18 protein-coding genes are annotated in these 25564 nt (G+C 45.5%); 14 read left to right on the top strand and 4 right to left on the bottom strand.

The features are described 5' to 3' along the window. Window position 1 precedes the first annotated feature (1 nt). From AC57BQ_RS14190 to AC57BQ_RS14125, 14 genes are all read left to right on the top strand, one after another. The gene (locus AC57BQ_RS14190; RefSeq protein ID WP_496406906.1) at window positions 2–1246 is read left to right on the top strand and encodes a DUF4959 domain-containing protein; all 1245 of its coding nucleotides are present in this window, start codon (window positions 2–4) and stop codon (window positions 1244–1246) included. A gap of 24 nt (window positions 1247–1270) precedes the next feature. Beyond that, window positions 1271–2485, top strand: a complete 1215-nt coding sequence (locus tag AC57BQ_RS14185; RefSeq protein ID WP_496406905.1) for a DUF4998 domain-containing protein — start codon at window positions 1271–1273, stop codon at window positions 2483–2485. Between the two features lie 239 nt (window positions 2486–2724). After that, window positions 2725–3585, top strand: coding sequence for a helix-turn-helix domain-containing protein (locus AC57BQ_RS14180; protein WP_496406904.1), 861 nt, complete (start codon window positions 2725–2727; stop codon window positions 3583–3585). A 63-nt stretch (window positions 3586–3648) separates the two neighbouring features. After that, the gene (locus tag AC57BQ_RS14175) at window positions 3649–4188 is read left to right on the top strand and encodes a carboxymuconolactone decarboxylase family protein (protein ID WP_496406903.1); all 540 of its coding nucleotides are present in this window, start codon (window positions 3649–3651) and stop codon (window positions 4186–4188) included. 6 nt (window positions 4189–4194) lie between these two features. Then, window positions 4195–4617 carry a nuclear transport factor 2 family protein gene (locus AC57BQ_RS14170; RefSeq protein WP_496406902.1) on the top strand — a complete coding sequence of 141 codons (423 nt, stop codon included), beginning with the start codon at window positions 4195–4197 and terminating at the stop codon, window positions 4615–4617. Window positions 4618–4643: 26 nt separating this feature from the next. Continuing rightward, window positions 4644–5333, top strand: a complete 690-nt coding sequence (rpiA, locus tag AC57BQ_RS14165; RefSeq protein WP_496406901.1) for a ribose 5-phosphate isomerase A — start codon at window positions 4644–4646, stop codon at window positions 5331–5333. Between the two features lie 65 nt (window positions 5334–5398). Continuing rightward, a complete protein-coding gene (locus tag AC57BQ_RS14160) occupies window positions 5399–6565 on the top strand; it encodes a glycoside hydrolase family 88/105 protein (protein ID WP_496406900.1) in 1167 nt (388 codons plus the stop codon). A gap of 859 nt (window positions 6566–7424) precedes the next feature. Beyond that, the gene (locus tag AC57BQ_RS14155) at window positions 7425–8225 is read left to right on the top strand and encodes a M12 family metallopeptidase (RefSeq protein ID WP_496406899.1); all 801 of its coding nucleotides are present in this window, start codon (window positions 7425–7427) and stop codon (window positions 8223–8225) included. A gap of 182 nt (window positions 8226–8407) precedes the next feature. Beyond that, complete coding sequence (gene dinB / locus AC57BQ_RS14150; protein ID WP_496406898.1) at window positions 8408–9598, top strand: DNA polymerase IV; 1191 nt, start codon at window positions 8408–8410, stop codon at window positions 9596–9598. After that, the gene (locus AC57BQ_RS14145; protein ID WP_496406897.1) at window positions 9588–12533 is read left to right on the top strand and encodes a DNA polymerase III subunit alpha; all 2946 of its coding nucleotides are present in this window, start codon (window positions 9588–9590) and stop codon (window positions 12531–12533) included. The genes dinB and AC57BQ_RS14145 overlap by 11 nt, the downstream gene beginning before the upstream one ends. Window positions 12534–13069: 536 nt before the next feature. Beyond that, window positions 13070–14905, top strand: coding sequence for a 3-keto-alpha-glucoside-1,2-lyase-like domain-containing protein (locus tag AC57BQ_RS14140; protein ID WP_496406896.1), 1836 nt, complete (start codon window positions 13070–13072; stop codon window positions 14903–14905). A gap of 12 nt (window positions 14906–14917) precedes the next feature. Beyond that, window positions 14918–16882 (top strand): c-type cytochrome, encoded by a 1965-nt coding sequence (locus AC57BQ_RS14135; RefSeq protein WP_496406895.1) that lies wholly within the window; start codon window positions 14918–14920, stop codon window positions 16880–16882. Window positions 16883–17353: 471 nt separating this feature from the next. After that, window positions 17354–18205, top strand: coding sequence for a ThuA domain-containing protein (locus tag AC57BQ_RS14130; protein WP_496406894.1), 852 nt, complete (start codon window positions 17354–17356; stop codon window positions 18203–18205). 104 nt (window positions 18206–18309) lie between these two features. Further along, window positions 18310–19173, top strand: coding sequence for an alpha/beta fold hydrolase (locus AC57BQ_RS14125; RefSeq protein ID WP_496406893.1), 864 nt, complete (start codon window positions 18310–18312; stop codon window positions 19171–19173). Window positions 19174–19262: 89 nt separating this feature from the next. Here the strand turns inward: AC57BQ_RS14125 and AC57BQ_RS14120 are convergent, their stop codons facing one another. The 4 genes from AC57BQ_RS14120 to rhaT all read right to left on the bottom strand — a co-directional run bounded on the left by AC57BQ_RS14120 (window position 19263) and on the right by rhaT (window position 25435). Further along, on the bottom strand, window positions 19263–20654 hold the full coding sequence (locus tag AC57BQ_RS14120; RefSeq protein ID WP_496406892.1) for an FGGY-family carbohydrate kinase: 1392 nt from the start codon (window positions 20652–20654) through the stop codon (window positions 19263–19265). A 1-nt stretch (window position 20655) separates the two neighbouring features. After that, entirely contained in the window at window positions 20656–21930 is a 1275-nt protein-coding gene (locus tag AC57BQ_RS14115) for a sugar isomerase (protein ID WP_496406891.1), read from the bottom strand. Window positions 21931–22155: 225 nt separating this feature from the next. Then, on the bottom strand, window positions 22156–24276 hold the full coding sequence (locus AC57BQ_RS14110; RefSeq protein WP_496406890.1) for a bifunctional aldolase/short-chain dehydrogenase: 2121 nt from the start codon (window positions 24274–24276) through the stop codon (window positions 22156–22158). A 79-nt stretch (window positions 24277–24355) separates the two neighbouring features. Beyond that, window positions 24356–25435 carry an L-rhamnose/proton symporter RhaT gene (rhaT, locus tag AC57BQ_RS14105; protein WP_496406889.1) on the bottom strand — a complete coding sequence of 360 codons (1080 nt, stop codon included), beginning with the start codon at window positions 25433–25435 and terminating at the stop codon, window positions 24356–24358. Window positions 25436–25564 lie beyond the last annotated feature (129 nt).

Below are 25564 nucleotides of genomic sequence, written 5' to 3'. Positions count from 1 at the left end.
TATGAAAAAGATTAATAACGGCAGATACGCATTATCGATACTTTATGTGCCGGTTTTGTTCATCATGCTTTTAACTTCCTGTAAAAAAGGTGAGTCGAGTGTGGAGGTAGTATCCAACGATAAAACTAAACCGGGTGTGGTTACCAATGTAAAGGTGGAAAACCTGAACGGTTCGGCCCGTATCACCTATACCTTGCCCAACTCCCAAAACCTGTTGTACGTTTTGGCAACCTATAATATCAATGATAAAGTAGTAAGGCAAACCAAATCAAGCTATTACACCGATACCATAATGGTTGATGGCTTTGCCAAAGCTAAAGAGTATACGGTTACCCTAAACGCGGTAAGCCGGGCCAATATCATGTCTGATGCGATAACGGTAAAGGTTAATCCTAAAATACCCAACTATCTGCTCATTAATGATAACCTGGCTATTACGCCAGACTTTGGTGGGGCCAACTTTTATGGTTTCAACCCCAATAAAACCCCGGTGGCTATACATATTTTATCCTATAACGACGCTACCAAAGGTTATGATGAGCAGGATCCGCAGTATTTAAGCAACGATACGGTAAATATATCGGTGCGTGGCTTTTCGGTAAAGAATACCAAATTCGCGGTTTTTACTACTGATAGGTTCGGCAATGTGTCTGACACAGTTACCAAGGAATTAACGCCGCTGTTTGAAACCCAGCTGGATAAGACCAAATTCTTTACCTATCACCTGGGTACCGATAGCCCGATAGGGTATGGCTGGGAATTCAAGTATTTCTTTGATGGTAATCTGGGCGATCCCGGATGGCATACCCTGAGCGCACCTCTAAAAATAGGCAGCTTTGGCATTGGGCAGTTGTCAAAAATAAGTCGCGTAGTATTGTATAACAGGCTACCCGATATATGGGGTTACCAAAATAGCCGTCAGTTTACCATCTGGGGTTCTACCAAAGATAACCCGGCCGACTATCCATCATGGCCTGCAACCGTTACGGCAGTAGGCACCGTACTGGGCGATTGGATAAACCTGGGCAATTTTGTGGTGCCGTTGCCACCATCGGGCGCACCGCCAAATCAGGCAACTGATGCCGATAAGAACACCGCGGGTACCAATGGCTTTAGCTTTAATATGCCAAATGTAAGCCAGATGCCGGCAGTTAAATATGTGCGTTTCCAATGTACACAAACCTGGGCCGGACTTGATTATGTGCATGCCAAAGAGATCACCTTGTTTGGCGCGCCTGTACAGTAAACCGTTAATTAAAAAATTAAAGAAATGAAAATAGCATTCAACCTTACTGTTTTCTTATTCATGTGTTTGGCAATTGTCGGTTGCAAAAAATATGATACGGATTATAAGTCATTTTTAGATAATCATGAGGTAACCTATCCGGGGCTGGCATCTGGGTTTACTTACCATGCCGGTAATTTGCGAACCGTGTTGGTTTGGCACCCAAGCCCTGATCCCAGCATTAAAACATACGTGGTAAAATGGAATAATGGTCGTGATTCATTAAAACTGGATGCCACCAGTCACGATCCGGCAGATTCCATACAGCTGAGTATCCCAAATCTGCAGGAGTATGTGTACAGCTTTCATCTCCTCACTTATGATGATAAGGGAAACCCCTCTATCGGTCAGGATCTGAATAACGTGCGCGTTTATGGGCCGGCTTATCAGTCTACCTTATTGAACAGGGCCTATAACACAACCAATCCTTATGTTATACATAGTGATGGCTCCGTAACCCTTAACTTTAATAAGGCCGATACCGGAAATGTGGCTACCACCGTAAAGTACACCAATAAACTGGGAGCCAGCGAAGAACGCTCCTTTGTGGCCGACAGCAGCTCGATCACCCTGCCCGACTATAAGTTTGGAACGGAGGTTCAATACCGGTCATCATACATCCCGGTAAAAAATGCTGCCGATATATTTAACGCCTTGACTTATGATAAGTTCCCAACAATTATTGGCGTTGCAGAAATGGATAAAAGCCTGTTTAAGGCAGTTTACCTGCCAACAGATGTAGGCTCGGCCTATGGCTGGGAACTTTATTTCTTATGGGATAAGAGCACCAATGAGCCAGGCTTCCATACACCGGGTACCGACTTCCCCATCTGGTTCACCATCGACCTGGGGCAATCGGCTTCCTTATCACAATTAAAGCTGTGGCAAAGGATGTCGGCCCTGTATGATGTAGGCAACGCCAAACGCTTTGAAATATGGGGAACCAACAACACGCCAGATCCATCGGGCAGTTGGAACGGCTGGACCCAGTTAGCCGGCTTTACTTCTTATAAACCTTCGGGCTTACCTCGGGGACAAAATTCAGACGACGATAAAAAGTTTGCTGAAGCCGGCGAACCTTTCAACTTCCCGGCAAATGGCCCTACGGTACGTTACATCAGGTTTAAGATCCTGGAAACATGGGGTGGAACCAATTATTTCCACGCCATTGAAATATCAGTATTTAAGCAATTAAAATAGTTTAGAAATCTTAAAAAAGGAGTAGCTGTTATCAGCTACTCCTTTTTTATTGAAGAATACCCGATGAAGTGACCGCTATCTTAAAAAGGGTGTCATGCTGAGCTTGTCGAAGCATGGTGGGCGGGCCTCTGCGCTCTACCCTTCGACAAGCTCAGGGTGACACCCCTTTTTTTGTTTTTTTATTGAGCATACCCATCAAAAGCCCCACTCAATAGCTACTTTTGGCTTAACATAAATTAATGAAAGAAGTATTTTCAAGGTCTGGCGAGTATCTGATTGGATTGAAAAACGCGGATACCGATTTGCTGAGCTCACCGGCCCAATTCTCAGAATATACGATCTTATTTATTCCCGAAGGAGAAGGTGTTTATCATGCCGATTTTGGCAAGTTTAATTACGCAGGGCCTATTCTCCTATTCTCAACACCCTTACAGGTTATTTACCTGGAGCATGATAAACCCCGGTCATTAACCATGCTGCAGTTTCACTCCGATTTTTATTGTATTGAATATCACCGGGAAGAAGTGGCCTGCAATGGCCTGTTGTTCAATAATCTTTACATACAACCCTGTGTTAAATTAACCCAGAGCGATGCCCGGGTATTTGAGCAATTGTTAGCCGAGGTAGATAAAGAGTTTGGACAGGAGTCACCCTCGGAGATCGTGCTTAGGGCCTACTTGCAGCTGTTCCTGGCCAAATCAAGCAATATTAAAGTTAAACTGATAGCCGGTAACCAGGACCGGAAAGAAAAAGATGAGCAAATGGAGCAATTCAGCAAACTGCTGGATCAGCATTATCTTACCCTGCACAAACCCAATGATTACGCGCAACTATTGGCCATAACGCCCAATAGCTTTAGTAAGCGTTGTATGCGGTATTTCAAAAAAACACCCTCGCAACTGATCCAGGAACGATTGATACTGGAAGCCAAAAAGCGGCTGCACCTAACCCGGCAAAGCATCAAGGAGATAGCCTACGCGCTTCAGTTTAAGGACGAATTTTATTTTAGCCGCGTTTTTAAAAAGCTAACCAAGGTATCGCCTCAAACCTTTCGCGATAAAACCGGTATCTCCATCGTGGCAGATTTGTCCAAGCAATAGCCATATTCGTCCATGTTGGGGGAGGGATAACTGATGTAGATTTGACTCAACAAATTCAATATCATGAAAACAATACAAGTTCCTACCAGAGATCAGGTAAGTGCCGGATCGCAGGTTATATTTGATCAGTATCAGAAACGCATGGGCAAAGTACCCAACCTGTATGCCACTATGGGCTATTCAGAAAACGCCTTAAAAGGCTTTGTGGATTTTGAAACCGCTTTAAACCATGGTGTGTTTCGTCCCAAAGAAAGGGAGGCCATTGCCCTGGTGGTATCAGAGATAAATGGTTGTGCTTATTGTTTGGCCGGGCATACTTTGGCCGCTATTAAAAATGGTTTTACCAAAGAAGAAACTCTCGACCTTAGAAGAGGCAAAACCAATGATGATAAGCTGAATGCCATATTACAATTAGCCAAATCGGTAACCATTAACAAAGGCCATGCAGATCAGGAAGCCCTGGATAATTTTTATGCCGCCGGTTTTGATGAAGCTGCTTTAATGGACCTGATAGGTCTGGTTACCGTGCGTGTGTTTACCAACTATGTTTTTGCAGCAACAGGTATTCCGGTTGATTTCCCTTTAGCCGAACCATTAAACTAAGCCGCAATGAAAACCACTGAGCAAAATAGTAATCTGCCATCTGATGAAGACAAATTGCGTTTGGCCAATACTTTTATTACCTCGCTAAAAAGTAACGACTGGGATACCATGCGCTCCATATTGGCTGCTGATGCCAGCTGGACGCTGCCCGGCACAAGCTTGCTATCCGGCTATGCCAATGGTGCCGAAGCTATTATCAAGCGGGCGCAGGGTCTAAAGCATTTCGGGGTTAATTTCGATTTGAAATATATTCTGATTGGTTTTAAAGGTTTTACCTTGTCTTTACGTAACACAGCAAGCAGGGGAGAGTTGATACTGGACGAACAAGTAGCCATTGTTTTTGAAGTAGCGGATGGAAAGATAATCGACATGGCCACTTATCTTTCTGATGTGCCGGGTATCAACGCTTTTTTTATTGCGGGGATATAAACTATCTTGCCGCAAAATTAAAACACATGGCTGATCATAAACTGGAGGCTGCCAAAGCCGCGTTTAAATTTATAAAAAGAGGTCAAATAATTGGTTTAGGCGCCGGGACAACCGTTCTACACCTGGCCAATATGATCGGGCAGGATGAGGATCTGGCCCGATCTGTTGTTTTGGTATCGTCGTCATTCAAAACAAATACTTACCTGCAGGAGCAGGGCTTAAATGTAAAGCCGGCATCGGCTACCAAGCACCTGGATATCTATTTTGATGGTTGCGATCAGTTCGATCAGCAACTGAATGCCCTGAAAAGCGGCGGTGGTATCCACACCACCGAAAAGATCCTGGCCTCTATGGCTACCGAGTTTATTTTAATGGGCGATGACACCAAGTTTGTACCACAGCTGAATGCCACCTACCCGTTGGTGATCGAAATTTTACCCCAGGCTTTACAGATCGTGTTGGACAGGTTACGGTTGGTCTATCCCGATGCGGATATCAAATTACGCATGGGCGATCAGAAAGATGGGGCTGTTATTTCTGATAACGGTAACCTGCTGGCCGATATTCACTTTGCCCATGTGCCGCAATGGCAACAGCTCAATACCCAGGTAAAAATGATCCCCGGTATAGTGGAGCATTCCCTGTTTTATGGTATGGCTACCAAAGCTATTATTGCCGGGGAAGGCGGGATTCGGATAATTACCCCGATAAGATAAGGGTTGGTTTATGTTTGGTCGGCAAAAAATTTTATCTTTAAAGCCTAACCTAAAAACTCATAAAAATGATCTTCCCGTTAAAATCCAAACGCGCCTGTTCGTTATTGTTGGTACTGTTATTCCTGATCCCGGGTGTAAAAACGTATGCCACAGGGCCGGTTATTAAACCCGACTCGCTGCTGCAAAAAGCATATATACTCAACATCATGCAGCGGGTTGCCGACTGGCAGATCAACGACTGGAATACCAACGGTTTTAAACATGCCAAGGTCGACTGGACAAACGCTGCCTGTTATACAGGCATCTACGCGCTGGGATCTATCAAAAACAACGAAAAGTATTTAACCACGCTGGTGAACATAGGCAACGACCTGGGCTGGAATACCGGGCGCGACCGCTTCATGGCTGATGATTATTGTATAGGCCAAACCTACTCTTTGCTGTATACCAAATACAAGGACAAAAAAATGATAGCTCCCTTTATTTCACTGGCCGATAGTATTGTCAATAAACCGCATGATGAATCGTTGGAGTGGAAGAATCATATAGCCTCCAGGGAGTGGGCCTGGTGCGATGCCTTGTTTATGGGGCCTACAGCCTTAAGTTATTTAAGCACAGCTACCGGCAATCCTCAATATTTAAATACAGCCACCAAACTCTGGTGGAAAACAACCGATTACCTGTATGACCCTGCCGAACATCTGTATTTTAGAGACGGTAGTTACTTTGATAAAAAAGAAAAGAACGGCAAAAAAATATTTTGGGCAAGGGGTAACGGATGGGTGCTGGCCGGATTAGTAAGGGTAATGGAAAACATGCCGGCCAACCATCCCGAAAAAAAGAAATTTGAAAAACTATACCGCGATATGGCCGCTAAGATAGCCTCGCTGCAACAACCCGATGGCAGTTGGCACGCCTCTCTGCTTGATCCGGAAAGCTACCCGGTTAAAGAAACAAGCGGTACCGGTTTTTATTGCTATGCCCTGCTATGGGGACTTAACCATGGTATGCTGGATAATAAAACCTATTGGCCCGTAGTGAAAAAGGCCTGGGCAGTACTGGCAACTTCGGTTCATGCCGATGGGATGCTGGGCTATGTACAACGTATCGGTGCCGGTCCCGATGCTGTTACTGAGGACAGTACCGAAGTGTACGGCATAGGCGCGTTCCTGCTTACAGGAGCCCAGCTATACCAGTACCTGAACGCGCATCCGGCTGCTGCAAAAAACTAAAATTGAATATTCTTATAAAAACAAAGGGAGGCTTTATGCCTTCCTTTGTTTTTGTGCTCTCTCCGCTTTCTGCATTAGGCTTTCAGCTTTCGCATGCGTAAAACTACGTATCAGATACAGTAAATCCCGAAGACTATTTCAGTAGTAACCCTGCCTGTGCTTTGGCGTTATCCAAATATCTTTGACCATACAAAAAGCCAAAGCATATTTATGAAAAAACAGTACTACTTCAATCTACTACACTACAGCTCATTAATGCTAACCGTTATCAATAAGTTCATGAACCTGTAATAACAGGATAAAGATAATAAGTTATAAATTAGGGATAATAACTTAGGAGCAGCCGCTTACAGTAATGTAGCGGCTGTTGTTTGTTTATGGCGGATTTTTAAGTACGGTCCAAGTGCGATTCCCTCCCCACGGGAGGATAGGGAGGGGTTTACGCGACGAGTAAACTTTGAACAACGATGGCTGTCAACCTGAACGCCGTCGAAGGGTTGGGAGCAGAGGCCCACAGACCATGCTTCGACGCAGCTCAATTTATAAACCCCAGGATCTGCATTGAAATAATATCTATGTGTCTTTTATTTAAAGCTTTCTTGTAAGATATTTTTGTTTATTTTTTTAATTAATATAATAATATATGATTATTTTATTAATTTGGCATTTATAACCCCGATTATAGACCGATTATTGGTAATATTAAAAATCACAAACGGATGATTCATAGATCCATGGATCATGTAGAGCGCAATTTTCTTCAAAATTTGGATGATCCGTCGATCAATACACTAATTTCTTATCACCTTAATCTTATGAATATTTGAAATATCTTAAATAATAAATTAACCTATCATCTATGAAAACAACAAATCTCCTGCTCATTTCCCTGGCGCTGCTGGCTGCCGCGGGCTGTAAAAAAAACAACAACGAAGAAGAAAAGGTACCGCAAACAAATTCTGTAGCCAAGGAAACACTTTACACAGATTTTAGCTGCCAAATGAAAACTGTAACAGGGGGCCCTGTAACCGAAAGCTGGGGACCTAATAACAAATTATGGACAAACGGGCGCACCATTAAAGTACGCTTTATTAGTGGCGAAGGGACATCATTTGTACGCGGAAAAGTACAGCAATATGCCAAGAGCTGGGAAAGCAGCGCCAATTTGACATTTCAGTTTGTGGCTGATAACGCAGCCGCCGATCTGACGGTTGGCTTTAAACATAATGGTGACGGGGGCTCATGGGCCTATGTGGGTATAGATGGCCGGGGCCAGACCCAGTCGGTTAATTTTGGCTGGTTTGACAACACTACATCCGACGAGGAATTCAGAAGAACCACCACTCATGAATTTGGTCACGTGCTGGGTTTACAGCATGAGCAGGCGCACCCGGATGCCAACATCCCATGGAACAAAGACGCGGTGTATGCTTATTACGAAGGCTCTCCTAACTTCTGGACAAAAGATCAAATAGATTTTAATGTATTGTGGGTTGGCCCCAGAACCGGAAGCAACCTGCTGACCTACGATAAATCATCCATTATGCACTACCCGGTTCCGGCCCGGTTTACAACAAATAATGTAGCTATAGCCGCTAACAATACCACCATTACGGCTACCGATGCCGCCTATATGAAAAAGTATTATCCGGGTAGATAATATAAAGGTCTTTACTAAGAAACGCGTCATTGCGAGGTACCTCGCAATGACGCGTTTCTTATATCTGATAAATCCACTTTTATCGCCCTCAATAACAATAATTTAACAAAAAAATGGCATGGGTGTTGTATATTAATTGCTAAAAATATTAGTAATTTAGCATTGTATTTACAGCAATCAACATGACAACCCCGGCCGACCGTCGTTTTATATCCCATCTGGATCTCGATACTTTTTTTGTGAGCGTGGCCCGGCTGGATAATAGCAAGCTGCTGGGCAGACCTGTGATTGTCGGTGGTTTAAGCGACAGGGGCATTGTGGCTTCCTGTAGCTATGAAACCCGTGCCTTTGGCGTGCACACCGCCATGCCCATGAAAATAGCCCGGCGCCTTTGTCCGGCTGCCGAAATTATAAGCGGCGATTTCGACCGTTATAGCCAGCTCTCTCGCGATGTTACCGAGATCATTCGCGAGCAGGTACCCTTATATGAGAAAACCGGTATTGATGAATTTTATGCCGACCTCACCGGGATGGACCGCTACTTTGGCTGCAGCCTGTTTATGAGCGAACTGAAACAACGCATCGCCAAGCAAACAGGTTTACCCATATCCTATGCCCTGGCTTCCAATAAACTGATATCGAAGGTAGCCACTAATGAAAATAAACCAAACGGTCACAAAGAAGTACCTTTTGGTACCGAGCGGGAATACCTGGCCCCGCTGGTGGTGCAGAAGTTGCCGGGTGTTGGCGAAAAAACATCGTCGTTGCTGAGGCAGATGGGGGTAACTACCATTAAAATTTTAAGTGAGATCCCACAGCCCATGATGCAGAGCCGCTTTGGCAAGCCGGGTATTGAAATGCACCGCCGTTCGCATGGTATTGATGAAAGTCCGGTAGTACCTTATTCCGAGCAAAAAAGTATCGGTACCGAAGAGATCTTTGAGAACGATACCATTGATGTCCAGTTTCTACACCGCGAACTGGTACGGATGACCGAGAAGGTAAGCTTTCAGCTCCGGCAGCAAAAAAAGCTATGCGGCTGCGTCACTATCAAGCTGCGTTACTCCGATTTTAATACCGAAACCAAGCAGGCGGTGATCAGCTATACCTCGTCTGATGATGTGCTGCTGCAAACCGCTAAAGAACTTTTTAAAAAAGTGTACGACCGCCGCCAGCTGGTTCGCTTGCTGGGTGTGCGCTTAAGCCACCTGGTGCAGGGGCAATACCAGATCAACCTGTTTAACGATACGGTAGAAAATATCCGGCTTTACCAGGCTATGGATCATATCCGAAAGCGTTTTGGCGAGGATGCTGTACATCGGTCTATAGCCCAGCAATTAAACGCGGTAGAAAAGGAGCGTTATGTACGTTAATTGTAAAACATGGTTCAGCTACCGGTATGGTACGTATGAAACCAAAGCGTTGATAGCGCAGGCAAAGGCAATGGGCATTGGTTCCTTAGCCCTCACCAATATTAATGGCAATCCCGATGCCTGGGATTTTGTGCATTATTGTCGCGAAGCGGATATCAAACCCATTTTAGGCTGCGAAATTCATAACGATAAACGATTTTGTTACCTGCTGATAGCCCGGAACGACCAGGGCCTGATGCAGATCAACCGTTTTGTTTCCCGGTATAAAATGGCCGATCATCCCTTTCCCGTCAGACCCATTTTTGATGATGATGTTTTTATTATTTATGTCCTGGGCACATTACAGCCTCGGGAGTTGAAGGATAATGAACTGATCGGTGTGCGGGCAAATGAGGTGAACAAGCTGTTTAGCGTGCCGGTAAAAGATCATCCCGAAAAATTCATCATTCGCCAGCCGGTAACTTTTCAAAGTAAAAAGCACTTTAACCTGCACCGGCTTTTAAGGGCCATTGACGGGAATACGCTGCTGTCGAAATTATCACCCGATGAGGTAGCATCGCCCGACGAAACGTTCATGACCGAAGAGGAACTGATGGACAAATTTAGCGGGTATCCGGCTATCATCAGGCGAACACAACAGCTAATAGCAGCATGCGGTACAGCGATGATCATCGACCCAAAATCCGACAAAAACAAACAAACCTATACCGATTCATTGGAAGGGGACCGTCTGTTACTGGAGCAACTGGCCTTAACCGGGATGAAGGAACGTTATCCCGATGACCCGGTGATTGAAGCAAGGGTACAAAAGGAACTAAAAGTGGTTAACGACCTGAGGTTTAACTCCTACTTTTTAATTGTATGGGATGTGGTGAACTTTGCCCGCGAAAGGGGTTTTTACTATGTGGGCCGGGGAAGCGGCGCCAATTCCATCATCGCTTATAATTTAAAAATAACCGATGTCGACCCCATACAGCTTGATCTGTACTTTGAACGTTTCCTGAATAAATTCCGCACTTCCCCGCCCGATTTTGATATGGATTTTGGTCATAAGGACAGGAACGAGATCATCCGGTATATTTTTGAAAAGTATGGCGAAAACCATGTGGCCCTGCTGGGTATGCACGGCACCTTTCAGCGCAGGGCCGCCATTCGCGAACTGGGTAAAGTACTGGGCCTACCCAAAGAAGAAATAGATATACTGGTAAAAAACAGAAATGCTACTTTGAAGGAAGACAGTATACAAAAAGTTATCCTGAAATATGCCGCCCTTATGCAGGATTTTCCGAACCACCTGAGCATACATGCCGGCGGGATGCTGATATCCGAAGAACCTATCTACCAATATACCGCGCTGGAAATGCCCCCGAAAGGTTTCGCGACCTCGCAGATTGACATGTTTGGGGCCGAGCGTGTGGGGCTTATTAAGCTGGATATCCTGAGTCAGCGGGGATTGGGGCACATTAAGGATACTATACAGCTGGTTAAACAAAATAAAGGTATCGACATAGATATTACCCGGGTTGATGATTTTATGAAAGATCCGCTGGTGGCCGACAGGATCCGCCGGGCCGATACCATCGGCTGCTTTTATATCGAAAGTCCAGCCATGCGCCAACTGCTCATGAAGCTGGAGTGTGATGATTATCTCACGTTGGTGGCAGCCAGCTCCATCATCAGGCCGGGTGTGGCGCAATCGGGTATGATGAAGGCCTATATTTACAATTACCACAACCAGGACAAGGTACAATACCTGCACCCTAAAATGGAGGAACTGCTGAAGGAAACCTTTGGCATTATGGTGTACCAGGAGGATGTGATCAAGATAGCGCATCACTTTGGCGGACTGGATATGGCGGAGGCGGATATCCTGCGCAGGGCCATGTCGGGCAAGTACCGGGGTAACGAGGAAATGATCAGGATCGAAGGCAAGTTCTTTAGTAACTGTAAAGAGAAAGGTTATCCGCCCCACATCAGCAGGGAGGTTTGGCGGCAGATAGCCAGTTTTAGCGGCTATTCGTTCAGCAAGGCGCACTCGGCCAGTTTCGCGGTAGAAAGCTATCAGAGCCTTTACCTCAAAACCTATTTTCCGATGGAATTTATGGTAGGGGTGATCAATAATTTTGGTGGATTTTACCGTACCCCCTTTTATTTTCATGAATTAAAAAGGGCCGGTGCGTACCTGCATGCACCCTGCGTAAACCAAAGCGATACCTATACCAATATTAAAGGCACAGATGTGTATGTTGGCCTGGTGCATATTGAACGACTAACCGCCGGCCTGCTGAAGGCCATTATTACCGAGCGCCAACACCATGGGCCATACCTCACGATGGAGGATTTTATGGAACGCACCCAACCCGGCATGGAGCAGCTGAATATCCTGATCCGCATTGGCGCATTACGCTTTACCGGCACCAGCAAGCAGGAATTGCTGTGGCGTGCCAACTTTTTCCAGAAACAGCAGGAAGATCAGCCCATTACCGTGGCCCTGTTTCATGAGCCTGTGGCTGATTTTAAACTGCCTGCATTAAGCAGTCGCCCGTTGCAGGATGCTTTTGATGAGATAGAGATATTGGGCTTTGCTCTTACGGATACCTTCCCGATGGTGGATGACGATCAGCAGGGGCTCACTTATGTAAAAGACCTGCCCAACAAGCTGGGGCAAACGGTGAAGATATTAGGGCAACTGGTAGCCATCAAAGAATCAAATACCATTAAGCACGAGATCATGAATTTTGGTACCTTCCTTGACCCACATGGCGATTGGCTCGATACCGTACACTGGCCCGAATCACTAAAACGCTATACTTTCCAGGGCGACGGCTTTTACCGGATGACCGGCAAAGTAGTAGAGGAGTTTGGCGTATACGCCGTTGAAGTATGGGAGATGCACAAAATAGGCTTCAAGATGGAAATGCTGCAATGGGGGTAGGAAAGAGGCAAGAGGGTTAGAGTCAAGAATCAAGAAGAAAGAAAAAAAACTCGTCATGCCGAACTTGTTTCGGCATCCCATAAGCAAGGTATATAACAAGCTGGTTACTTATCCTGTGAGATGCCGAAACAAGTTCGGCATGACTTCCATTCCCTCCCCACGGGAGGGGTGAGGCTGGCTTGTGCGCAAAAGCAGGGAGGGGTTTATGCGCCATGTAGAGTTTTGCCGCATTCATAAACCCCTCCCTTCCCCTCCCGTTGGGAGGGAATCGCACGAACCTGGGCTTCCCCAATAGTATAATCCTCCCTGCAGTCGCTCGGCTCCAGCCGAGTGACGGTTATTACCCGGCCTCCGGCCGCTGTACAATAAGAAATCGATCACCCAGCCCATCCAATATTCAGCAAATGTGAAATTAAATTCAGCTTATTTTTTAATTTTTCGCAATCGATTGTTAAAAATAATTACCTTGGCATTGCCAGTGTAAGTCGGGTATTATTATACCCTATAACTAATAAATCATATTATATTAAAAATCGATGGATTGCTTTAATCAATTTCCTAAACTATTTGGGCGGAAAAAGTTTTGGATAGCGTGCTTTTGCCTGTTGGGTTACCAGCAAGTCAGGGCGCAAAACGCGGTATCTCTTCATGATCTTTCTTTTTTCGATAATCCTTCATCAAACTGGAAAATTGCAGCCGGCGCACAGGCTGATATTACGCAGGATGAAGTTTTAACCGTTAAAGATGGTACCGGAATTTTGGTAAACCTGCCCGGCAAAAAGGGCGCGAAAGACCTGTTTACCAAAACTGTTTATGGGGATGCCGATCTGGAACTTGATTATATGATGGCCAAAGGATCAAACTCGGGCATCTATTTGCAGGGCCGTTATGAAATTCAGCTTTTAGATAGCTGGGGAACAGTAAATCCTAAATCGGGTGATAACGGTGGTATTTACGAGCGCTGGGATGATAGCAAGCCAGATGGACAGCAGGGTTATGATGGCCATGCGCCAAGGCAAAATGCCAGTCGCGCGCCGGGTTTGTGGCAGCATATAAAAATTTCGTTCCAGGCGCCGCGCTTTGATGGCAAGGGGCAAAAGATCTCCAATGCCAAAGTGCTTTACGTTTGGTTAAATGGTGTTTTGATCCAGGACAATGTAGAACTTAGCGGGCCAACCCGGGGAGCTTTTGATAAGGGAGAGACTGCAACCGGTCCACTGCGCCTGCAGGGTGATCATGGCGCGGTTGCTTTTCGCAATATCAACATAATCAGTTACGACAAACCGCAGCCGACGCTTTCGAACCTGAAATATTGGGTTTATAAAGGTGGTGATATCACCTTGGATGGGTATAAAAAGCTTAAGCCCGAGTCGGAAGGGACTTCGCCTGTGTTGTCATCAAATCAAAGTAAACTGAATAACGATTTTTTAATGCGGTACACCGGTAATATCCGGGTTAAAGAAGCCGGCGAGTATGCTTTTAAATTGAGTGTGCCCGGGGGGAAAGGTATATTTCGTATTAACGGAACCGATGCTGTCGCATTGACTGAAAACGCGGGACAAGGTAAAATACAACTGCAGGCTGGCGATCATCCGTTTGAATTATTCTATTCAAAAACGGTGGATTGGGCTAAACCAGCTTTGGGGCTTACTGTAGCAGGTCCAGGCGTACGTGAGTACCTGCTAAGCGATGCCAACGTAAGTAACAATGACCCGGTTGATCCTATTATAATCAACGCTGCTTCAACTCCTATAGTCCGCAGTTTTTCTGATCTGCCGGGAGGCATCAGGGTTACCCATGGCGTAAATGTAGGCAGTACCGGATTGCTGCATTATACTTATGACCTGGATAAAGGGATGATAGTAGCGATATGGCGCGGCGGTTTTTTGGATGCTACACCGATGTGGCATGACCGGGGCGATGGCTCATCCCGCCCGGCAGGTTCTGTTCAATACCTGGGAAAGCCGGTACCGGCTATCGAAAAACTCCATGATGCCAATGCCGCCTGGGTTTTGGATACCGCGGGCACCGGTTATAAACCTAAAGGCTATGTATTAAATGCCGACGATGTGCCTGCCTTTAAATACCTAATTTATGGTGTGCCGGTAAACGATGCGAGTACTTTGATGGATAAAGGACAAGGCATTCACCGGGAAATAACACTTGCAAATGCCGTAGATGGCCTGTTTTATCACTTGGCTTCGGGTAATATCGAAACGCTTGGAAACGGATTATATGCTATTGATGATCAATCATATTACATCCGTATTGATGACGCGGGCGGGGCTAAAGCCCTTGTTCGTGATGCCGGCGGGAAGCAGGAGCTCATCATCCCTATTCAAAAGAAATTAACCTATTCTATCATTCTTTAAGCTGCCTTGATCATGGATAATACTTTAAAACAAATGATAAAAAGGGGCGCGTTTTTATGTACGCTTGTCATTATCGCGCTGTTAAGCGATATTAAAAATACCTTCGCCCAGGCCGAATCGCCTAAAGAGGATGATTTTTTTAAGATCATGAAAGTGCCTGCACCCGAAGGTACCATATTGGAGGTGGGCGGCTTGTGTACCCTGCCTAATGGCACTTTGGCGGTAACCACCCGTCGCGGGGATATTTTTATGGTCGAAAATCCTACCGGGCAGCATCCATTTTTCCGCAAGTTTGCCTCTGGTTTGCATGAGGTATTGGGCGCCGCCTGGAAAGATGGCGCTTTATACGTTGTTCAACGCGGTGAATTGACCAAGTTGGTGGATACCAATATGGATGGCAAGGCCGATGTTTTTGAAACTATTTATGCCTGGCCCTTATCAGGCAACTATCATGAATACAGTTTCGGACCTAAAATTGCTCCCGATGGTTCATTTTTTGTAACCCTGAACCTGGGTTTTCCGCCCGATTGGTGGCACCCTAAAAGTTTTGTACCATGGCGTGGCTGGGCCTTAAATATTAAGGAGGACGGTACGGTTACACCATGGGCGGCCGGATTCCGTTCGCCCTGTGGTATCAGTATGATTGATGGCGAACTTTGGTATGCCGATAACCAGGGCGATTGGGTTGGATCGGGCAGTATTATGCCTATCAAAAAAGGAGCTTTTATGGGGCATCCTTCCAGCCTGGTTTGGACAGGCTTACCCAACTCACCGCTAAAGCTTACATCTGAGCAATTCTTTGCCAAAAACAATCCGCGAATAGAGTTTGATAAAAACGGGCAGCCTGTAAAACCGCAGGATATAGTGAATGAAAAATTCAAAACCGAGTTTGAGGCTAAAAAAGAATTTCCTGACTTACAGCTGCCTGCGGTTTGGTTACCTCATGGTATCTTAGGAATTTCCAACTCTGAAATTGTGAAGATACCCGAAGGTGCATTTGGTCCTTTTTCGGGACAGTTACTCATCTGTGACCAGGGGCAAAGTATGATCGACCGGATCTTTTTGGAAAAAGTTAACGGCGAATACCAGGGCGCGGCCTGGGCTTTCCGAAGCGGTTTTCAATCGGGCATAGTAAGGCTGGCCTGGCTGCCCGACGGTTCATTGGCTGCCGGCGAAACTAACCGTGGCTGGGGATCGGCAGGGGAGGCTACCATGGGCTTGCAGCGTTTGGTATGGAATAACCGGGTTCCGTTTGAAATGCGTGCCATTAGAGCCATGCCCGATGGTTTTGAAATAGAATTTACCAAACCGGTTGATAAAAAGGTAGCAGCCGACATTGCATCCTACTCCATAGAAAGCTTTATTTATAAATATCATGGTGTATATGGAAGTCCGCCGGTGAATACCGAAAAATGCCCGATAGCAGGTGTTAAAGTATCTGAGGATGGTTTAAAGGCAAGACTTATCGTTAATAATTTACGCAGGTATTATATCCATACCATTACACTTGCCGCGATCAGGGATAAGGAGAGTTATTTTAACCTGGTGCATCCCACCGCCTATTACACCTTGAACAATATCCCCGAAGGGCAAAAACTTTCCATGAAGGAAGTAAGTACCGTAAACTCGGCTAAAGCAGCGGCTTCGGCAGGTGTTAAAAAAGTGGGGGGCGTTAAAAAAGGCGCGGCAGTAAAATCAGGAGGGTTAGTAAACGCTATTCCTACCTATGCCGAAGTGCAGCCTCTTTTGCTGAAAAATACCTGTCTATCGTGCCATAATGCTACAAAAAGGCAGGTTGGCCCTGCGTATATGGATGTGGCTAAACGGAAATACAGCGTGGCTGAATTGATACAACTGATCCGTAACCCTAAGCCCGAGCACTGGCCCGATTATTCGACACCTATGCCGCCGATGCCACAGGTGCCAAAAGAAGACGCGCGCAAGATTGCGCTGTGGATCAAATCACTGGCTAAATAAATTAAGGTTTGGCTCAGTGCTTGCGACTTAGAACTTTCGTCTAAAATGCGTATATTTGTATATACCAACAGCCCGGTTTTCCTGATCAAAAAGGAGAACCGGGCTGTTTGCTTAAAGGAGAAAATAGCCCGAAAATCGACTATTTTTTGTATAGTTATTTGATAATCAATAAATTAATACTTTTTAAAGTTTCAAAAACACGTTAAAACCGCGTTAAAATTTGTTAAAAAGTGTTAAAATCGATGTTTCTCGAGTGCTTTTTAGCCGTTTTTGCCCCTTTTTTGAGCAGAAAAGTGTTAAAATTCAAGGTTTAAAAAGTTTTTTGGGATGAATGGGTCGTGGAATTGTTAAGATCTTATGTCTTGATTCTACCTCCCGCCCCTACATCACCTCTCATGCCCGGTTTTGATGTACGCGTTTTATAAAAATCGTTTAGTTTTATGGCTTCAACCCAAACCCAAATTTAAAACCATGATCAGCCGTACAGGTCTCCGGAAAATTGCAGCACTGGCCATTGCCATCTGCACCGTGTGCTTTAGTTTGTATAGTGCTAAAGCACAGGGTGTTAAACCAAAATTTAAGGTAATAGCCTTTTATACCGGGCGTAATGATAAGGCTCATATCAGCTTTATGCACGAAGCCAACCGCTGGTTCCCGGCCATGGCCAAAAAGTATAATTTTGCCTACGACTCCACCAATAACTGGAGTAACATGAATCCGGAGTTTCTGGCCAAATATCAGGTAGTGATATTTTTAGATACCCGGGCCGATGACCCCGCGCAAAGGGCTGCTTTTGAACAATATATGAAAAAAGGCGGCGGCTGGATGGGTTTCCATTTTTCGGCCTTTGCGCTTACACCATCAGATTATCCTCAAAACTGGGACTGGTACCATAACGAGTTCCTGGGATCGGGACAGTATAAAAGTAATACCTGGCACCCCACCTCGGCTATTTTGCGGGTGGAGGATCGTAAACACCCGGTAACCAAGGGTTTGCCAATTACCTTCAAAGCATCACCAAATGAATGGTACCGCTGGGAGAAAGACTTGCGTACCAACCCGGATATCAAAATATTGCTGTCTATCGATTCTACCAGTTTTCCGCTGGGTACGGGGCCAAAACCTTATGAAATATGGCATAGCGGCTACTACCCGGTGGTATGGACAAACAAAAACTACCGCATGATTTACTTTAACATGGGGCATAACGCTATTGATTATGATGGCGGTACCAACAAGGAACAATCACAAACCTTTGATAACGATATTCAAAACAAGCTGATCCTCAATACCCTGCTGTGGCTGGGGAGCGGTAAAAAGTAAAGAACTTTAATTCTTCTTAATGGTGTCATTTTTTTAGAAAGTCGCCCTGCATTGGGCGGCTTTTTGCCATTGGTTTATACCTTTGGAGATACCAATCTGCACCTATGAAGAAAATAAAAGAGATTTTTACCCGGGTAAAAGAGTTACAACACGCTGATCATGAAGATATAACCGATCACCTTTGGCAGTTGATCTGCTATTCGCCAAAATTCCCTCTGAGGCTACAACAGCAGCAGTTATTGGACGAAGCAACACTATTTACGCTGGAGGTTGATGACCCGCATTTTAGTCATTCGGTATTAAAATTTAATGGTTTTATATGGGGCAATGGAAGCCGTAAGGTGTTGATCACCCATGGCTGGAGCTCAAAAGGCGCTGATTTTATCGACCTGATCACCGCGCTCCGAACTATAAACGATCTGCAGATCATCGCCTTTGATGCGCCGGGTAATGGCAGTTCGGAAGGGGAATTATCAAACTTGCTGCTTTTTGCCAAAGCGACTGAAGCAATTATTAATAGTTACGGTACTCCGGATGTGATGATAGGACATTCCTTAGGGGTAGTAGCCAATACTATTGCTATTCAGCAAACCGGCATTAAACCTTCCTTACTGATCAATATAACGCCTATGGTGAATTTAAAGGAAAACTTTATAACCACCATGAATAGCGCCGATGTGCCAAAGGCCGCTCAGGATAAGTTTTTTGAGAGTTTTAATAAAATATTTGATGTGCCTACATCTTATTTTAACCTTGCCGATATATACCAGGAAGGGGTGGCCGTAAAACACTGGCTTGCTTACGATAAGGATGATAAAATGACACCTTTTGTTTATATGCAGGAGCTTTTAAATAAGCACCCCGTGATTACCTCTAAAGAATATCCAGATGCCACGCATGAAAGGATCATTAAGGATCCCAGGTTGATAGAAGATATTTTGGAGTTGGTGAGGAAGCAATTCGACTGATTTGTCATTCTGAACGTAGCGAAGAATCTATTGTACGACAGGTATGGTGAAGAAGATGCTTCACTACGTTCAGCATGACAAAATAGGTTCTATTTTAAAGCTGTTTCACTTTGCCCTGAATAATACTTCAACTCAATAAGGTCATGAGGCAGTGGCTTGGTATTCCAGGCCTGGTGGATGGCCAATGCGGTACCTACAGCGGTGGCTTGTGCCATAGACGCGGCATATACTTCCAGATGCGGGAAGGCGAATGCGAGCAGGTGCATAAATACGGTGTTTTTACTGAATCCGCCATCTACAAAGATCCGTTGTACTTTGGAACCCTGCAATACATATCCGGTTGAAATGGCTTGCTGCTGTACAATATCCATCATGAGTTGATGATACGCTTCGGTATCGGTTTTAAAATCATGCAGGTCGCGCTGTTCAAAAACTGATTTTTGCAGTTCGCCTTCCTGGGATTTATGCTGTAATGCTGTTTGAGTTTGTAACTGGGTAATGATAGCCGGTTCAAAAGCCATAGTGCGGTATTTGATCGCGTCCTGGTTAAAATGGGCAGCTATGCGTTTTACCTGCTCCTCATAATCGTAACCGGAAAATAACCGCGACGCTTTAACCGGGCTACCCTTGTATTGCAGATAGTTGAGGCAATCATGTTTCAATTCATCTTCGGTAAGCGGTGTTTGGTTAAAAGGGTTCAGACTGATAGACCATGTGCCTGTTGATATCAATACAAAGGGCATATTAAAGCTCACCAGATAGGGGATAAGCGCTGCCGAACTATCATGCAGCCCAATACCTACGCTATAAGTACTTCCCGGAAATATGGCAGGTAATACACTATCAGCAGGTTTAAGAGGTGCCATTTTTGGTAAGATGCCTTCTTTGGCAACCCAGCGGTGGTAGTTATTGTTGCTGAAATCCCAAAGGGCTGTATGGCAGCCAATGCTGGTCAAATCGGTTACCATCTGGCCGCTCAGCAGGTAGCTCATATATTGCGGCAAGTGCAGGGCATATTTTATCTTTTTAAACACATCCGGCTGTTGGTATTTTAAGCGATACAGCTGCAAGCCAGAGTTCAGGTTGCCTAAAACAGGCGAGGCGGTTTCACGGGCAAACCGGGCTTCATCGCCGTAGGTTTCATAAAATTGCCTGCCTAATTCGGGTGGATATGGTTTAAGGTAATTATACAAAGGCGTAAGCGGATTACCACTGTCGTCAACATATACAAAACTGGCCCCATAGGTGGAAAAATTAACTGCTTTGAGGTCAAACTCTTTGTGTTTGAAGATCTCGCGCAGCGAATCAAATACCGATAACCGCAAACTGTCCAGGTTTTCGCAGGCATCGCCATCCTCGTCGTGGGTTTCGGTAAAGCGGGCCGTTCTTTCAAAAACTATTTTATAGTTCTCGTCAAAAAGGAACAGCTTTTTATTGGTTTTACCCACATCAAAAACAGCTATAACGGGTATGGGCGCCATATTATAAACCTGTTGATACGGCTAATGCGCCACGTTCGCTGATCAGTTGCTTGCGTACCGCTTGCTGCCGGTATACCTCCAATGGTTGCAGTGCACCGCCTGCTCTTAAGCGTGATTCGGCAAGCAGCGGACGTACATCGGTGCGGTAGGCATGCTGTAAAATTTCCTGGGCCAGTACCACATCATTTTGTTGTTGAGCCTGTTTCAATGACTGCTGATCAACCAGTAATGCCTGCGTATAGGCTATTTTGATGGCTTCTACAGACTGCAGCAGGTCCTCCACCGGGTCTTTGATATTGTGTGAAGCATCGATCATCCAGCCAATGCCGGTGGCATGGTTTAGTCCCCGGGCATCCATACCTTCAACCAGTTCATTAAATATCAGGAACAATTGGTATGGGTTTATGCTGCCCACAGTAAGGTCGTCATCACCATATTTCGAATCATTGAAATGGAAGCCGGCCAGTTTGCCCTCCATCAATAGGAGAGAGACAATTTGCTCGATATTGGCGCCTTGTAAATGATGACCGAGATCAACCAGTGTTTGTGCTTTGTTACCCAGTTTAGAGGCCAGCAGGTACGATTGTCCCCAATCGCCAATGGTGGTAGAGTAAAAATTAGGCTCGTAGGGCTTATATTCTATCCAGATCTTCCAGTCGTTGGGCAAGGCGCTATAAATTTCCTGAAGGCTCTCCAGTGTACGTTCAAATGCGCCGCGCATGTTAAGCTGCCCCGGGAAGTTTGACCCGTCTGACAGCCAAAGCGACAGTGCTTTAGACTGCAACTCGACACCGTAATTGATCACCTCGATGTTGTGCTCAACAGCCTGCTTGCGCACTGCCTTATCTACATGGTGCAAAGAACCGTATTTATAGCTATGTTGCTGTGACGACTGATCCTGAAAGGTATTGGAATTTACCGCATCAAAGTGTAAGCCGTGTTGGGCAGCCAGTGTTTTAATTGAAGCTGCATTGTCCGGAATATCCCAGGGGATGTGCAGGGAAATGGAATTGCTGCTTTTGTTCAAGGCATGTATCAAACCTACGTCTTCTATCTTTTCTTCCAGGCTGCGGGGTTCGCCACCGCCCGAGAAACGACCAAAACGTGTACCCCCGGTGCCTAATGCCCAACTGGGTATAGCTACCTGGAAATCGCTCAGTTTTTTGAGGATAGTATCTAATTCTTTTATATCGGCAGCCACAAAATCAAATTGACGCTGGTGAGCGGCTTGTTGTTTGTGGTTGGCTTCTTCAATAATGCTCTTCTCTAATTGCATGGTTATTGGTTTATAATGATGTATTGTTAGAACCATGTCATTGCGAGGAGGAACGACGAAGCAATCTCCTCGCTCGCTTACAAACAAATGAGGAGATTATTAATGCTATTAATTGTTTTTTTAAGGCATTAATGAGCTCCCTCCGGTCGGTTGTCCGCGCTTCGCCCGCAATGACATGGTTGGTTTTATCTTTTGTCTTTTATCTCCAAATCCTTGCTCCAAAAATTACCTCACAAAAGCCATCGCCACACCGCCATCAACATTCAATACGTTACCTGTTGATTTGCTGAGCAGGCCGCCGGTAAAGGCGAAGCAGGCATCGGCAATATCGGCAGGGAGAATGATCTGGTTGAGCAGGGTACGTTTGGCATAGTAGGCCGGTAACTCTTCAACCGTAATACCATAAGCTTTGGCGCGACCTTCGGCCCATCCGCCGGCCCATATGTTGCTGTCGCTGATCACCGCATCAGGATTTACCACGTTTACCCGGATGCCATCGGCACCCAGTTCGGCAGCGTTCAGCCTGCTCAGGTGTAACTGTGCTGCTTTGGCAGAACCATAACCCGCATTGTTGGGCCCGCTTACCAGGGCGTTCTTGCTTACTATATTGATAACATCACCGCCAATATCTTGTTTTTTCATTACGGCTACGGCAGCCTGGGTAATAAAAAACTGCCCCTTTACCAGTACGTCATACAACAAGTCCCAATCCTTTTCGGTATGGTCGGCAATGGATTTGGATATGGACAGGCCCGCGTTGTTGACCACAATATCAACTCCGCCAAAAGCTAAGGCTGCGGTTTTCAATGCAGTATCTATCTGCCCGGCATTGGTAACATCCAGAACAGCTGTAGTGTAGGAGTCTTTACCGTATTGTTTTTTAAATTCTTCACCGGCATTTTCCAGTCGTTCAGTGTTCATATCATTCAAGATCACCACAGCGCCTTCGTCCACAAATTTTTTGGCGATGGCTTTGCCGATGCCGCCCGCGCTGCCTGTGATCAGGGCTATTTTGCCCGACAAGGCTTTGGGTTTTGGCATCCGCTGTAATTTGGCTTCTTCCAGTAACCAGTACTCGATATCAAAAGCTTCCTGTCGTGGCAATGAAGTATATTCAGATATGGCCTCAGCGCCTTTCATTACGTTGATGGCGTTGGTATAAAACTCGGCGGCTACACGTGCGGTCTGCTTGTCTTTAGAGAACGAAAATAAACCCACACCGGGGTACAAGATGATCACCGGATTGGTGTCCCTGATGGCCGGACTGTTATCATGCTTACAGGTATTGTAATAGTCGGTATACATCTGGCGATAAGCAGCAAATGCAGGCGCAAGGCGTTCCTGTAATGCTTTTACATCACTCAGATCCTCGTTAGGCTGGAGGTCCAACACCAGCGGACTAATCTTGGTGCGCAAAAAATGATCAGGGCAGCTGGTTCCCAAAGGAGCCAAACGGTCAAGATCATTGGAGTTGATAAATTCCAATACACGGGCATCATCCGTAAAATGACCGATCATGTGCTTTTCGCTGGAGCAAAAGCCGCGTAGGATAGGTGCAACAGCCGCAGCCTGCTTTTTGCGATCAGCTTCATCGAGGCTTTGAATTTTTTGCCCACCAAATACCGGGGCTTTTTTGCCATAGTTTTCTTCCAGGTATTCGGCACAGCGCTCTATAACTTCCAGCGTGTTGATATAGCTTTCATAAGCGGTATCGCCCCAGGTAAACAAGCCGTGTGAGCCTAACATAATACCACGGATACCGGGATTTTCATCCAGGCATTGTTTGAGTTGAAGACCCAATTCAAAACCCGGTTTTTTCCATTCCACCCAGCCAATGGTGCCGTTGAAAAGTTCCTGGGTTATTTTTTTACCATCCTTGGCCGCGGCAATGGCAATGGCGGCGTCCGGGTGCAGGTGATCGATATGTTTAAATGGTAAAAAGCCATGCAGGGGGGTATCAATAGAGGGCGCTTTGGAGGCCAGATCGTATATGCAATGGTTAAAAAGCTCTACCATTTCATCCTCATAGGCTACACCACGATAAACGTTTTTGAGGCTACGCAGACGGTCGACGTACAATGCTGCCAGTCCGCTTTTTTTGAGTGTGCCGATATCGCCACCAGAGCCTTTGATCCACATCACCTCTACCTCGCTACCGGTAAGCGGGTCTTTTGATATGACCTTACATGAAGTATTGCCGCCCCCGTAATTGGTGAGCCGCAGATCGGCCCCTAACAGGTTCGATCGGTATATTAACAGGGCAACTTCATCCCCCTCTAACCTGGCGGCTTCGGCATCATCCCACAGATAGCTTACGTGTTTGAATGGTGTTGTTCTGACAGACATATATTTTTAATTATTGAATTATTGAGTTGGTGAATTAGTGATTTGAATTATTAGCTTAACGATTGTTTGGGTTATCTGTTTACTTGATTGAATTACCATAGCCAACTACCAGTACCGATAAAATAATGACCGCTATACCGGTTATTACAGTGGCTAAGGCTTTTTTACTTACACCTTTCCATTCTTTTAATATCAGGCCCCACATGTTGGCTATCAGGATAATGAAAGCCATGTGCAGTATCCATGAGCTGGCGCCATTGCCCATTTTGCTTTCGCCCATGCCGTAAAAAAAGAACTGCAAAAACCAGGTAGTCCCTGCCAGCGCCGCGAACAGATAGTTTTTAAGCAGCGGCGTTTTTTGATCGGTATAATTGCCAAAAGTTTTGTTGCGGGCGTTTAATACCATACACCATATAAAGTTGGTAGTTAAACCGCCCCAAAGTATAATAATATAGGTAACGTTGTTCTGGAACAGAAAATTACCCTGGGCCGGATGAGCAGCCTGCCAGAGTTGATTGGCGGTATCGGCCATGCTTTTACCTGCCTCTATACCAAAATTAAAGCAGGCACTCAGTACGCCGGATACAATAGCTACCAGTATACCCAGGCCAAAGCGATAATCTTTATTTTCCTGTGCTATATCCTTATTGGCTGATAGCTCTTTTTCTTTGATCATACCCGCTTTACCACATATCACAATGCCCGCTACACATAGCAAAACGCCCAGCAGTACCATTTGCCCCCAGGAAGAGTGCAGCATCATGCTAAAAGTGTCCTTGCCGGCTTTTGGGAAAATATCGTAATAAATTGATGGTATCAACGACCCAAAAACAGAGCAAAGGCCCAGTATAATAGTGCTGCCTAATGATACGCCGAGATATCGTACCCCTAAACCATAAGTGAGGCCCCCGATGCCCCAGAGCAAACCCATGAGGTATGTCCAACCGATAACTGAACCTTCGGTATGACCAATAATATCTGCAAAACCCGGAATAGTTAACCATGCAGCCAGCGGCGGCACGATGAACCAGGAAAAGATGCCGCCCACTATCCAGTAGCTTTCCCAGGCCCAGCCCTTAATTTTTTTATAAGGGATGTAAAAGCTCCCCGAGGCAAAGCCGCCGATAAAATGGAAAAAGACTCCAAAGATTATTTGCATATACTAACAGGTTTATATTGGTACAGCTAATTTAGGGAATAATTGGGTTGGAACTGTCATGGACTGTCATGGATAACAGGAGTGGTAGCATGAAGTGTGCTCTGGCAAATATTGATTTACTTGCGCTCG

The sequence above is a fragment of the Mucilaginibacter sp. BGA-UO-ETr-C110 genome, from assembly GCF_059567985.1.
The sequence above is the reverse complement of the archived record's forward strand: the minus strand, read 5'-3'. Positions and strand labels throughout refer to the sequence as shown.

Bases quoted from the DNA above. Each gene is read 5' to 3' on its own strand.
- AC57BQ_RS14190 (WP_496406906.1), top strand. From the start codon at position 2: ATGAAAAAGATTAATAACGGCAGATACGCATTATCGATACTTTATGTG.
- AC57BQ_RS14185 (WP_496406905.1), top strand. From the start codon at position 1,271: ATGAAAATAGCATTCAACCTTACTGTTTTCTTATTCATGTGTTTGGCA.
- AC57BQ_RS14180 (WP_496406904.1), top strand. From the start codon at position 2,725: ATGAAAGAAGTATTTTCAAGGTCTGGCGAGTATCTGATTGGATTGAAA.
- AC57BQ_RS14175 (WP_496406903.1), top strand. From the start codon at position 3,649: ATGAAAACAATACAAGTTCCTACCAGAGATCAGGTAAGTGCCGGATCG.
- AC57BQ_RS14170 (WP_496406902.1), top strand. From the start codon at position 4,195: ATGAAAACCACTGAGCAAAATAGTAATCTGCCATCTGATGAAGACAAA.
- rpiA (WP_496406901.1), top strand. From the start codon at position 4,644: ATGGCTGATCATAAACTGGAGGCTGCCAAAGCCGCGTTTAAATTTATA.
- AC57BQ_RS14160 (WP_496406900.1), top strand. From the start codon at position 5,399: ATGATCTTCCCGTTAAAATCCAAACGCGCCTGTTCGTTATTGTTGGTA.
- AC57BQ_RS14155 (WP_496406899.1), top strand. From the start codon at position 7,425: ATGAAAACAACAAATCTCCTGCTCATTTCCCTGGCGCTGCTGGCTGCC.
- dinB (WP_496406898.1), top strand. From the start codon at position 8,408: ATGACAACCCCGGCCGACCGTCGTTTTATATCCCATCTGGATCTCGAT.
- AC57BQ_RS14145 (WP_496406897.1), top strand. From the start codon at position 9,588: ATGTACGTTAATTGTAAAACATGGTTCAGCTACCGGTATGGTACGTAT.
- AC57BQ_RS14140 (WP_496406896.1), top strand. From the start codon at position 13,070: ATGGATTGCTTTAATCAATTTCCTAAACTATTTGGGCGGAAAAAGTTT.
- AC57BQ_RS14135 (WP_496406895.1), top strand. From the start codon at position 14,918: ATGGATAATACTTTAAAACAAATGATAAAAAGGGGCGCGTTTTTATGT.
- AC57BQ_RS14130 (WP_496406894.1), top strand. From the start codon at position 17,354: ATGATCAGCCGTACAGGTCTCCGGAAAATTGCAGCACTGGCCATTGCC.
- AC57BQ_RS14125 (WP_496406893.1), top strand. From the start codon at position 18,310: ATGAAGAAAATAAAAGAGATTTTTACCCGGGTAAAAGAGTTACAACAC.
- AC57BQ_RS14120 (WP_496406892.1), bottom strand. From the start codon at position 20,654: ATGGCGCCCATACCCGTTATAGCTGTTTTTGATGTGGGTAAAACCAAT.
- AC57BQ_RS14115 (WP_496406891.1), bottom strand. From the start codon at position 21,930: ATGCAATTAGAGAAGAGCATTATTGAAGAAGCCAACCACAAACAACAA.
- AC57BQ_RS14110 (WP_496406890.1), bottom strand. From the start codon at position 24,276: ATGTCTGTCAGAACAACACCATTCAAACACGTAAGCTATCTGTGGGAT.
- rhaT (WP_496406889.1), bottom strand. From the start codon at position 25,435: ATGCAAATAATCTTTGGAGTCTTTTTCCATTTTATCGGCGGCTTTGCC.